Genomic DNA, 12,210 nt, shown 5'->3' with positions numbered 1-12,210 from the left:
TTCCGCAGAACTTTGCCTGGCGCGGTTCAGAATGGAAGCGACTAGTTGAAGTCGTCTTCCAGGGCCCAGGCAACGTCCAGATCGGCGAGCAGCGTGTCGACGGCATCGTCGTCGAAGGATGCTTCTGCATCACTAGCGGCGTCTTCCGAGTAGGCCAGAAGCTGGTCGAGCGAGAGCGTGGTCTGAGGGATGATGCCGCCAGTTGGCTGGGCGGCTTCGATCAGTTGCCCCTCCCCTGCCCCGATCGAAGTCGAAGCGGAAGAGCTGAGCTGCGGGTTCAAGACAATCATCGTCGACGACGAAGCAGCGAAATCGCTTGCGATCTCGGAATCAAACGTGATGCCCGGTTCCGATTCGACGACTATGTTCCCACCACCGGTCGAACTGTTCGACTGGGAAGAAGACCTAGCCGAGATATGGATCTGCGTCGATTCGCCATCGAAGCTGGCATCCGACGACTGCTGCGACGAGAGTATGTTCAGCAGGCGGATCAGATCGCGGTTGTCGAGGTAGCCATCGGCCACGATATCGAGGTACAAATCGCTCGACTGATGGGCATCGGTCAGTTCACGAACCGAACGCGAAACGATCGTTCCGGTCGATGGGGTTCGGAATTCGTCCAGCAACAGATCGAGGTCGTTCAAGTCGACCTCCCCATCACCGTTGATGTCGCCTTGGGCGATCGGATTGTGCCAGGAAGTCGACGCAATCGTCGTGGAGAAGGCGAGTCGACTGGTCGCCGAGGCACCCCCTAGCACGACATTCATCTCTGCAGGAATTGCGTAAAACGATTCCTCTCCGCCGGCAGGTGTCACCATCAGGCGATAGTTGCCATCGACATCGACCGGCAGCGAAAACGCGCCGAAAGCATCCGTTTTGGTCGTGTTGGGCCGGCCGACAACCAGATTATCGAGCCCAATGTATTTGGCGGTTCGCGAGCGATCGTTGGTCGTCGGCGAAAGTGCCCCGCGAGCGATCGCGTAGGCGGCATTGGCCGTTTCGATTTCGACCACCATCGTCTCGACTTCCCCGGCCGACATGGCCGAGGTGCTGTAGCGAGCCAGAAGGTTATCGTTCGCGTCGTACAGTTCAAGATAGCCGATATCGCCGTTGGCACTCGCGATCGCATCAATGGCGACGCGGCTTACAGGCGAATCGAAGGTAATCTCGAGTTGACGTTCGTATGACCAGAGGTTGCTCCAGCTACCGTTGTTGTAGTTGCCGAAGCCAAGCGTTCCGGTCGATGCCAGCGAACTGGTGATCGTCGCTGCCAGGTCATAGCCTTCCGGCAGATCGTCCCCCAGGACTCGCAGCGTGACGCCGTTGATCGGATTGCTAAGCGTCTCCGTGTTGTAATAGTTGTCAGGTTCGACATAAACCTGCGTTGCGACGGCCTGGCCTTGGTTGTTGACCAGTTCCACGGTCCAGCCGGCCAGACCCTGCTCTCCTTGGTCGTGGACACCGTTGCCGTTCGCATCGTATGAAAGATAACCGCTGAAACCATCGACGATCGAGCTGTCGATGTGGGCCGTCGAAGCGGTGAAGATGTCGGAGGTGATCAGACCGGTCGCATCGACCAGTCGCACCTCGACGACATGCATGCCGCTATCGGGCATGGTCAACGTGAGATCGAGAGTCACCGTGTAGTCATCGATGACTTGAGCGGTCTGCCACTCGCCACCATCGACGCGGATCTCGACCCGGTCGAGGCGATTGATGGTGACGGAAGTTTGCTGGCCCCAGGAGTTCTGATTCGGCAGCACGCCAATCTCGCCCAGACCGGTAATCCGTAGCTGAGAAGTCTCGGCGTTGAAGCTCGACTCCGCAGAGAACGCGATCGGCACATCGAAGACATCGAACAGCCCGTCGCCGTCCGAATCTTTCCAGCCGATCGATTCCAGTGACGAGGTACTGCTGGTGTGGGCTGCGTACGCCGCGGCCAATTCAGTCTGGTTGCCCAACAGGGTCGACTCACGCGAGTTGACATCTGGGTTGCCAGTAACGGCGTTGGTGTTTTGCGTGTCGTAGTAGCCACGCGTGCTATCGTAAGTTGAACTGGTCGAGGCGTATTCGTCCATCGCCCAGAATTGGTGCGAGATCTCGTGAGCGATGGTCGACGCGGGACGACCTGAAGGTACCGCCAGGAACGATCCACCGGCAAGCGAGAACGCTCCACGAACCGAACTGTTCGACGGGAACAAATCATCGGCGTCGTTGTCGGAGTTGATCACAAAGATCGTGAACGCCCAGTTCGTATCGTTGGCGACCCGCTGGGTGTGGTTGAACTGGCGGACATCGTTTTCGACGATGCCTGATCGCGAGACACCCACTTCACTGAGAAACGGCCCGACCCAGGCTTCCAGGTCGTCGGCCCGGTTCGAGATCGGTTCGACATTCACCTCGATCGGGTTGTCGGCGTAGGTGTAGTCGATCTCGAAGTTGAGCGTATGCACCGAAGACTGCAGAGCCAGGGTGTCTTCCCACCACTGCAGGGCTTCTTCGATCTTCCCTTTGACCTCGGTGCGGTGCTGGTTCGTCCAGGTTTCGGTGTTGTCGCTCCCGACCGACTCGAAGAAGACCACCGTCACGGTGATATCACCCAGCATGAATTCGCCGGTGTCGAGTGCCGTAGCGTTGTAAGGGACGGCCGAAAGAGCGAGCCGCGATTCCAGATGTTCCATTCCCACAGGCCGACGCGACCCGCCGCGTGTCGGCTTGCGGCCAGCACGCCTCGTCAGGCGTCGATGTGCGGTGAAACGAGACATGCAGGACTTTTGCCGGCTACGGAATTGTGAAAGGAAGAGTCGCCTCGGGCGAAGTTCGCGTGGACCTCAGTACCGATTACAGATCGGTTTCGTCATCCCACAGGGCGAGGATCGTGTCGGTGTCGCTTGTGAAAGACGAGTCGTCTTCTTCGCCAACGGTTGTGTCGGAACCACTGCTGCTGGCAGCGAGGATGACGTCCGATTGATCGTTCCAGTTCGAGACGATCTGATCGGTCGAATCAGGATTCACCGTTTCCGAGCCTTCTTCCGGTGGAGTCGTCGTCGACGCTCCACTGCTGGAAGTCGAGGCGGATGGAATCAGAAACGTGTTCGACTTGCTCGACGAAATACCGCTTCCCGAAACGGAGTCGGAATTGCTTGAGGTATTCAATTGCTTGCTGGACATCGTGCTCGAAGTCGACGTGGTTTGCTCGCTGCCGGTCGATTCACCCTCGAAGGCAAAGCTGCTCGAGCTGGTTCCGAACATCATGTCGGTGTACCAGGTCGGATAATTGCGAGGACTTGGATCGGTCGCTTTTACGCCGAAGTTCTGCACCAGAATGTTCAAGTCGGCCACGCCCACCTTGCCGTCGCGATTGAAGTCGAAGGTGACCGCGTCTGGGTATTCGTTCAGTGGCCGCCCCATCTGCTGGATCAACCGACTAAAGTCGATCACGCCGATCTTGCGGTCGCCACCATCCCCCAGGTCGAAGATCACCGGCCAGACCTCGAAGTTCTGGCTGGCATCATTCAGGTCGCCAACGACAATCGACTTGACCCCCTGGGTTGAGATGGTCGCATTGGCATCGACCAGGCTGATGCTGCTGGAGGTCACCGGCTGGTAAACTCCTTGGCTGTCGTCGATATCGATTTCAATCAACGAACGAAGCTGCACGCGACCCAGCAAGGCGAAGTTGTTGTCGCCCAAATCGGAACGAATCGTATTGAACGAAACCGTGATCAGACCATTGGTGGAATCGACCGTGGTAATGGTGTTGGTGTATTTGACGTTGGTGACGTCGTCCGAAGAATCGATGACGCCCACGTATGCGAATTCGGTCGGATCGTAGGCGATCTGATAGACGCCGCCGGTGATCGAAGTCCCGACTTCGGCCTGGGCATAAAGCTCGACGTAAACATGCGACCACTCGTCGATGATCTCGGTGTTGCTGACCGGCGTGTCGATTTCACCACGCGAGGTTGGCAGCGTTTGCGAAGGGGTCGTGACGAAGCGTACCTCGAAGTCGACTTCCGGCGTGGCGGCGGTCACGGTCAGGTTCAGCCCCTGGAAGTAGACCTCGGCCGTGGTGTCGAGGATGTCGTCCTCTTTGCCGATCAGGCTGATCCACTCTGCATCGTCACGGTAGAAGAGCGTTTTTTCGTTGCCTGTCATCGCTCGGGTTACTGGGTAGCCATTGAGGAACTCGAGTTCACGATCTTCTTCGGCAACGTTGGGATCGTCTTCCAGGGCAACGACGCGAGTGTTCAGTTCCGGCGTGAAACCATAAGTCCCGGTCGCTTCGGCAACCATCCGGAACGACATATATTCAATTTCGTTCGGGAAGGTCTGGCTCGTGACGCGCGTGTTCACAAATCCGATGTGCGTGAGATAGCCGTCGATCGAGTCATCAGGCTGATAGTCGTCGTAAACCTGAGTTACCGTTTGACCAGCTTGGATAAATGACGTTGAATCGAAGTCGAACCCGTCGCGGTTGTACGACAGATTCATAAAGAACGAGGCGAAGCCTTTGGGCAGTGGATTGAAGTTGTCGTCGGTAGTGGGGGTTGGCACCCCTGCATCGCCGCGGCGATCTTCGACCAGCACCTTGATCAAGAAGGTCTCGCCCTGGGCGACTTCGTTGATTTGGTTGCCGTTGAGGTCGGTCGCGACCAGGCGAACCGAAGCGAACTGGGCATCAGCGGCCAGTAGCTGTCGGGTTTCCAGCATTTCGACACGTGCCTGGCGGTTCCACTGGCGACCAGCAGATTTTCGGCGGAACGAACGAAGGCGATCGGTATTCATGATGTGCATGAGCTGATTCAGTGGTCCGAAAGGAAGAACCCGTCAAGTTTCGCGATGAGAGGGAGTTTGTCCGTCAGGCCAGATAAACCGGGAATGACTAGGTCTCAGACTAATTGGCCCCGAAAGGAACGCAATTGCGTAACTAGCTGAGAGCGTTAGGCTTTGCGGGTCGTATCGATTGTTTCGATAATTCACGCATTTCTGGCCTCGAATAACCTCTGATTTGGACGAACGGCCTGACCATTAGTTCCAAGCGAGAACTCAAAATCGAAAAAATTGGATCGATTTCCGGCGATGGCTGGGAACTTATTCCCCAGAGGGTGCGACCAACTGGCTAGGCAAATAGGAAATTTTGCGGATCAGGGCAGATAGCCCCGTTTTTCCGGGTTTGACGACCGGAAGAAAAAGTTTGCAAACGCCAATTGCCCTAATTAGTCTGGACGACGCGGGTGAACCCCCCTGGTTTTCCCAGATTCCATAACTTGTAACTTGCCTAATCGAAATTGATAGGTTGCCGTAGGTCGCCATGAAGAAATCCAAGAGCCGCCAGCACCGCTCCACTTCCCGTTCGATCCAACGCGCCAAACGGCAAAGCCGCATGGAATCCTTGGAACAGCGCTCGATGCTGGCCGGGAATGTGGTCCATAACGAATACTTCCCGAACGACGTGAACGGCGACGGGATGTTGAATGACCTCGATCTCGAGATCATGGTCAGCGAAATGAAGGCAGCCCGCTCCGCCTCGCAGTCGGGTTCGGGTGCCTCTCTGGAAGGGGAGCAGAGTCTGTTCCTCGACGTCAACAACGACGGTCGCTTGACCAACGAAGACTTGATCTCGACAGTCAACGCTCTCTCGCTAGAGGGGGAAGCTGCTCCGGCAAACTTCAAGATCAACTATGATGTTGAAATTGAAACCACGTCTTCGACGACCGGTGAAGGCGGCACAGGCACGATCAAGGTTGGCGACACTTTCACGCTGAACATCTACGTCGAAGACCTTTCGACGGTCAGCGATGTCGACAACTCGCCCAACCTGACCGGTATCTTGCAGGCTTTCGTCGACATTCGGATGTACGAAGGTGGAACGACTAATCTGGACACTAGCTCGTTCATCATCGCCGATCCGACGACCGATATTCAATTCGGTCCAACGTTCGACGATGTCGCCGCTTCGGTGCCAAGCAACGTCACCCCGTGGGGAGCTCGCGTACCGGGAACGGACAACCAGTTTGTTGAAGCTGGTGTGCTGAAGTGGATTGGTGGCTTCGACACCGGTGCCGTTCCGACTTCGGGCCCAATCTTGTTGGCCAGCATTACCTTCCAGGCCGTGAAAGAAACGTCGGCTTCTGGTATCGACTTCACTATCGACGTTCGTCCTTACGAACTGGGCAACGATGTCAGCCAGGAAGAAGTTGCGTTCAACCAAACGACGCGTGATGGCCAAATGGTGAGCGACGATCAGAACCTGAATGCCACGTTGCTGGTGGGGGCCAACACGGGTGGCCAGACCGGGGAAGTGGTGAACTTCGACGGTGGTTCGGTTCGCCTGGTGATTGAAGAAGCCGATCCAATCAACGGTGCTAACTTCGACTACTACGAAGTCGAGCAGAACTATGGTGACGACGACACCTCGGATCTGCCACCAGTTGTCGAAATCAGCGGAGTGAAGTACTACGTCCTCGATGTGCTGGCCAACGATCTTGATGGTGCCGGCAACTCGGTCGACTACTTCACCATCGATCCATCGACGTTGACTCAGCCAGATCAAGGTACGGTTCAGATCTACACCCGTTCCGACATCAACAACGACGAAATCACTCCGACCGGCATCACTTCGAGCCAGGTCATTTTGTATGAAGTCCCGCCGGGTGTGGGGGATGTGACCACGTCGTTCAGCTATTCGATCATCGACGATCCAATGGCGACCAACCCGATTGTCGAAGACACCGCGGAAGTTGCGATCTTCATTGAAGCAATTGAGTTTGCACCGGAAGCCACCGACATTCCACTGGTCGTGATTCCATCCGATCCAAATGGTCCGATTTCGGACAACGTACTCAACTACGTGAGCGACGCTGACACGCCGAATTCGGAACTGATCGTCGAATTCTTCGACGAAAATGGTGACACGCTGGAAGCCAGCGACCTGCAGGGTACCTTCACCCCGGTCGACGATGGCAACGGCGGATTCACCGGTGAATTCACCTACGAATCGGACGTTCCCGGCTTGTTCGAGCGAGTGCTCTATCGCGTGACCGATCCTGAAGGTAACACGGACGAAGCGTTCATCGAGTTCGAGACCTTGCTCGATAGCTTGATCACGGGTGTCGTTTACTTCGATCCGAATAACAACGGTATCGTTGACGACAACGCCGGTACGACTGGCATTCCTGAACTGCGAATCGGCGGCGTGCTGGTTCAGTTGGTAGACGGAGCTGGTAACCCGGTTCTGGACCCAACGACCAACTTGCCATTTGAGGTTCGCACCAACGCGAACGGTGAATACAGCTTCGCTGGTATCGACGCAGGCACCTATGGTGTTGTGATTGTCGACCCACCGTTCACCCGCAAGGGAATCACCTCGTCGGGCGGCTTCACTGCCAACGGTAGCCAGATCAACGACATCGTCATTGGATCGGGCGACGCCGCCAAGGCAACCGGCTTGAACTTCGGTTACAAGGGCCGCGACTACAACTACATCGGCTACGGTGACACAGTCGCTTCGAGCGTCGACGACAGCATCGTCTTGGCGTTCTCGAAGAGCAACGGCGTTGCCACGCTCGAATGGTACATGGTCGATCAAGGCTGGGATCGCCTGGTTCAGATCCGACAGGATTACGCCTATTTGAACCTGGCTAATCATTCGGCTCAGATCGCCTTCGAGGTCAATACCAGCAACGAAGACCTGAACGCCCTGGTGGTTCAAGGCTTCTCGCGATCGACTTCCGGCTACACCGTGATTGCTGAAACGGCTGACGGCATCATCATCCGTATTAACGGATCGGGCGGCACGGTTATGACGAACCTGGCTGCTGTCGACGCTGCGTTTGCTGACCTGTAAACGAGCAGTCGCCAACCTTCGAAATTGAAAAAGCCGGCGTCCATCAGGACGCCGGCTTTTTTTGTTCGTTGCTAAGCTCGGTGAAGAGCGTTTCCACTAGTAGTGGTAGTCAACACCGAGGGTCATGCCGAGAACCCAGTATTCCTGTTCGAGGAACTGGAAGGTTGGGTCGGTGCCACCGAAGCTTGGATCGATGTTGGTGTTGATCATCGTGCCGCCAGTGACCACGTCGCTGAAGTAGATGAAGGTCGCACCGATCTTGAAGTCGAGGTTGCAATTCAAAGCGTACAGCATTTCGACGTTGGCTTCTGGGATGTAAGCGAACTGGTCGCGATCGTACGAGCCAATGTTCGACGGCAAAGCGTAGACACCACCACCGGCGACCGGGGTGCCGTTGATGGTACGCGAGCCATTGATGGTCGCTTCCTGACGCATGTTACCGACGCTGATCTTACCCATGGCTCGCCAGCTCAGCGGGCCGTCCTGGAATTCAGCAATCAAGCCGAACTGACCACCGTGGAACTCGTTGGTTGCTTCAAACGCATCGTTATAGGCAACGATATCGCCGTTGGTGAAACCGGAACCGCCAGCCGCGACAACCTCGAACGAAGCGTTGTTGTACAAGTTGTCTTCGATCTTGGCGTAGCTATAACCAGTGACGAAGTCCCAGCGATTGCCGTGGTTGGTATAGATGTGCTTGGTGACGAAGAAGTCGCCCATGTAAATCGAGTTGCGGTTCTCGATGTTCACCGTGCTGTTGGCAAAGTTCGGGCTGGTTGGCAAAGCCACCAGATTCGAGTCCTGCATCATCGTGTTGGTGTTGAAGAATGGGTAGGCCAGCGTTGGGTACTGAGCCGAAGTGGCAGTGTAGCCAAGACTCTGTTCTTCCAATGCCATGAAACGGCCACCGACGCTCCAGTTCTGGTAGTCATCGAGCCACAAGCCGAGCGTAATACGACCGCCGATGCTTGGGCCATCGGTTTCATTGCCGGCACCAAACAGGACCTGGGTCGAAGGCTGCCCCAGAACGCCGAGGTCGGCCGGATCGCTGGTAGTCAGGATCGCTGGGTAGTTGCCACCCTTACGCCAGACCATCATCGCGTCGAAGGTACCGTAAGCTCGCGGCGGCAGAGCACAACCGTCTCCGCAATCTTCGCACGGCATGCCGGCAACGTTTTCATACTGAACGTAATCGCCAGCAGGCTCGTACATCGAGGCAGGATCCATGCCCGCGTACTGCATGCCTGGCGTCATGGTTCCGCCACCCGGGGCAGCAGCCATCTGAGCGTAAGGCATGGCACCCGGTGCACCCATCATCGCCGGTGGAGCGTAACCAGCCTGCATGCCGGGTGGCATCATTCCTGGTTGTTGCATTCCAGCAGGATCGTAGGGAGCGGGGTTGCCCGTGGGATAAGGGTATCCCATCGGCGCGTAACCCTCTTGGGCATAGGATCGACCGGTTCCGAGAACCATTGCGACGATCGAGAAAGCTAGGGTGGAGTAGTTAAGCTTCATGTTGTGTGCTCGCAAACTAATGCTGTCGCTCCCAAGGCCCTGCCTCGTTCCGTAGTTCGGAAGGAGTAACAAGAGCTACCGCTTGCGTCTTATGGACATCCAAAATCGAATAGCCAACGAAGAGCACGGCCTCATCACGAGACCGGTTTCCACGGGCGGAGTGGTTTCTGTAGTCAGGACGCTAGCCCTGCGCTCCAACGGTCCGCGTACGATTATTCCGGACGTATTAGGAATGTCGGCCATTCGTAGTGTGCCGGTTAAGCAAAAAGCCGGGTGCAATCCGTATAAACGGAATTCTCCAATCGATAGAGCCAGAGTGGCGTTTGAATGGTTCGAACACAATAGATAGGAGAGCTGCGCAAAGTTTGACGGTTATTCGTCAGGCCTGTGGCATCAACTTTGGCAATTCTGTCGATTCAACAAGCGGATTGTTGGGAACGGCAAGGGTTGTCTTTCATACTAAAATCTGTTGAGGTCTATCATTAGAGGGCCTGAACCCACAAACGATGTGGCCACGAAACCGTAGGAACCGTCCCGTTGGAAACTGAGCAGCAGACTTTGGATCCCCCCGAAACCTCGACGCAGGAATCGCCGCAGCCTCCTAAACGGGGGGCGCCACGGACATTCCGGACTGACTCGCTTCGGTCGATCTGTTCTCAGGTCACCCGCAGCGGATTGGCTCGCTATATCTCGAAGTTGCCGCTAATCGATAAATTCGAGGCCGAGCTCAAAGATCTTTCCGATCGCGATCTGCGCAAATACAGCCTTGGTTTGCGGCATCGGGCCAAAAGTGGTGAGTCTTTGGCCAAGCTTCTGCCCGAAGCGTTCGCCTTGGTACGAATCGCCGGTGCCCGCACGATGAACATGCGCCATTACGAGGTGCAGTTGATCGGTGGCATGATCATGTTTGATGGCTCGATCGCGGAAATGGAGACCGGGGAAGGTAAGACGCTGACCGCCACCCTTCCCACCTATCTTTATGCACTGCCAGGCAAAGGGGTGCATGTTGCCACGGTGAACGACTATCTGGCGGCTCGTGATGCCGAGCTGATGATGCCGGTCTATAAGATGCTGGGGATGTCGGTCGGGATCATCGAATCCCAAATGTCTTCTGACGAACGGCGAAAAGCTTACCAATGCGACATCACCTATGGGACATCGAAAGAATTTGGCTTCGACTTCCTCCGCGATCGCCTTCTGATTCGCCAGACGCGTGAACAAGGTCTCGGCGTTCTCGGGCCGCTGCTAGCAGGAAAGTCGCAAAAGAACGAAGAGCCAGTCCAACGCGAACACTTCTTTGCCCTGGTCGACGAAGCGGACAGTGTGTTGATCGACGACGCTCGTACACCGCTGGTGATCAGTTCGATCCCTGGTGAAGCGGAAAAGGTGGCCGTGGCATGTCACCAGTGGGCGGCTCTCGCCGAACGCGAATTCGAAGAAGACCGACATTATGAATATGAACACGACCGAAAGGCTGTCGAGCTGAACGTTTCCGGCCGTATGCTGGTCCGACAGATTCCGAAGCCGAAACTGCTCGATACGGTTGGCCTGGTCGACTTGTACGACTACGTCGAACGAGCGATCAAAGTGAAACGTGACTTCCATTCCGGACAGCACTACGTGATTCGCGATGGCGAAGTCGTGATTGTCGACGAATCGACCGGCCGTATCGCGGAAGGTCGTAAGTGGAGCTACGGCATTCACCAGGCAATCGAGGCGAAAGAGGGAGTCGAAGTCACGGTGGCGACTGGCCAGGCAGCCCGAATCACAGTGCAGGACCTCTTTCTCCGTTATCGGCACCTGGGCGGAATGACCGGCACCGCGGCGAGTTCCAAAGGGGAGTTCAAGAAGATCTATAAGCTGAACGTGATCAAGTGCCCGACCAACCGAATTCCTCAGCGGAAGCTGCTGGCAGATCGCGTATTCGGCAATGGTGAAGCGAAGTGGGCGGCGATTGTTGAAGAGATTCGCGAAGTGCATACGAAAGGACGCCCTGTCCTGGTCGGTACCCGCACGATCGAAAAGAGCGAACACCTTTCCAAACTGCTCGCTGAAGCTGGGATCGAGCACGAAGTGCTCAACGCGCATCAGGTTGCCGTCGAAGCAGAAATCGTGTCGCGAGCAGGCCAGCCTGGCAAAGTAACTGTGGCCACGAACATGGCTGGCCGTGGTACCGACATCAAGCTGGGGGAAGGTGTCCACGAGCTAGGTGGGCTGCATGTCATTTGCACCGAACTCCACGACTCGGCCCGAATCGATCGACAGTTGGTCGGTCGTTGCGGTCGTCAGGGGGACCCAGGCAGCACACGGCAGTTCATGGCGTTGGACGACGATTGTTTGCTGGTCGGATTCGGACCGAAGCGCTACAAAAAAATGGTCGAGTATGGGAAAAATCGGCAGGGCGAGCTCCCTGCCTATGCGGGTTTGTTCCGCAAGGCCCAGCGCAAGATCGAACGGAAACACTTCGGTGATCGTAAAGTGCTGCTTTATCACGAGAAGCAGCGAAAGAAAATGCATCGAGAAATGGGGCAAGATCCTTATCTGGATTCGCCAGATTAGCCAGTGTGATGTGCGTTTGCGACGTGATGGAACGAAGAAGCATCGGAATCCGTCGAATGATGCCTACCGACAACGAAATGCCTGTTCGGTACCTCTGCTTTATTACCGTAACTTCTTACCCCGTCGCGAACAAATGAGCCTCGGGTAGAGTACAGTTCAACGGCGATACGACCCCACCAATCGTCAAATCCTGCCGCAGAGCGTCGCCGGTTTACCCCTTTTCAGCATTCAAGATTTTCGATTGTGATGTCCCTTGTTATGGTGAAACGTAGGATTCTACGATCGCA

General features: G+C 56.1%; 5 protein-coding genes. 2 read left to right on the top strand and 3 right to left on the bottom strand.

Annotated elements, in window-relative coordinates; translation table 11 throughout:
* Window positions 1-41: 41 nt before the first annotated feature.
* Entirely contained in the window at window positions 42-2,765 is a 2,724-nt protein-coding gene (locus AB1L30_RS14495) for a hypothetical protein (RefSeq protein ID WP_367014151.1), read from the bottom strand.
* Between the two features lie 76 nt (window positions 2,766-2,841).
* Window positions 2,842-4,797 (bottom strand): hypothetical protein, encoded by a 1,956-nt coding sequence (locus tag AB1L30_RS14490; RefSeq protein ID WP_367014150.1) that lies wholly within the window; start codon window positions 4,795-4,797, stop codon window positions 2,842-2,844.
* A 589-nt stretch (window positions 4,798-5,386) separates the two neighbouring features.
* On the opposite strand from AB1L30_RS14490, the gene AB1L30_RS14485 reads away from it, so the two are divergent.
* Window positions 5,387-7,849, top strand: coding sequence for an SdrD B-like domain-containing protein (locus tag AB1L30_RS14485; protein WP_367014149.1), 2,463 nt, complete (start codon window positions 5,387-5,389; stop codon window positions 7,847-7,849).
* 96 nt (window positions 7,850-7,945) lie between these two features.
* Here the strand turns inward: AB1L30_RS14485 and AB1L30_RS14480 are convergent, their stop codons facing one another.
* A complete protein-coding gene (locus tag AB1L30_RS14480; RefSeq protein ID WP_367014148.1) occupies window positions 7,946-9,223 on the bottom strand; it encodes a BBP7 family outer membrane beta-barrel protein in 1,278 nt (425 codons plus the stop codon).
* Window positions 9,224-9,901: 678 nt separating this feature from the next.
* On the opposite strand from AB1L30_RS14480, the gene AB1L30_RS14475 reads away from it, so the two are divergent.
* On the top strand, window positions 9,902-11,923 hold the full coding sequence (locus tag AB1L30_RS14475) for a preprotein translocase subunit SecA (protein ID WP_367014147.1): 2,022 nt from the start codon (window positions 9,902-9,904) through the stop codon (window positions 11,921-11,923).
* Window positions 11,924-12,210: the final 287 nt, after the last annotated feature.

The organism is Bremerella sp. JC817 (assembly GCF_040718835.1).
In the GTDB taxonomy this organism is placed as follows: Bacteria; Planctomycetota; Planctomycetia; order Pirellulales; family Pirellulaceae; genus Bremerella.
Note: the sequence above shows the minus strand (reverse complement) of the source record. Positions and strands in the feature narration are given on the sequence as shown.

What these genes read in the sequence shown, in the direction of transcription:
- AB1L30_RS14480 (WP_367014148.1), bottom strand. Translation starts at nt 9,223, where the DNA reads ATGCAACAACCAGGAATGATGCCACCCGGCATGCAGGCTGGTTACGCT.
- AB1L30_RS14485 (WP_367014149.1), top strand. Translation starts at nt 5,387, where the DNA reads ATGGAATCCTTGGAACAGCGCTCGATGCTGGCCGGGAATGTGGTCCAT.
- AB1L30_RS14495 (WP_367014151.1), bottom strand. Translation starts at nt 2,765, where the DNA reads ATGTCTCGTTTCACCGCACATCGACGCCTGACGAGGCGTGCTGGCCGC.
- AB1L30_RS14490 (WP_367014150.1), bottom strand. Translation starts at nt 4,797, where the DNA reads ATGCACATCATGAATACCGATCGCCTTCGTTCGTTCCGCCGAAAATCT.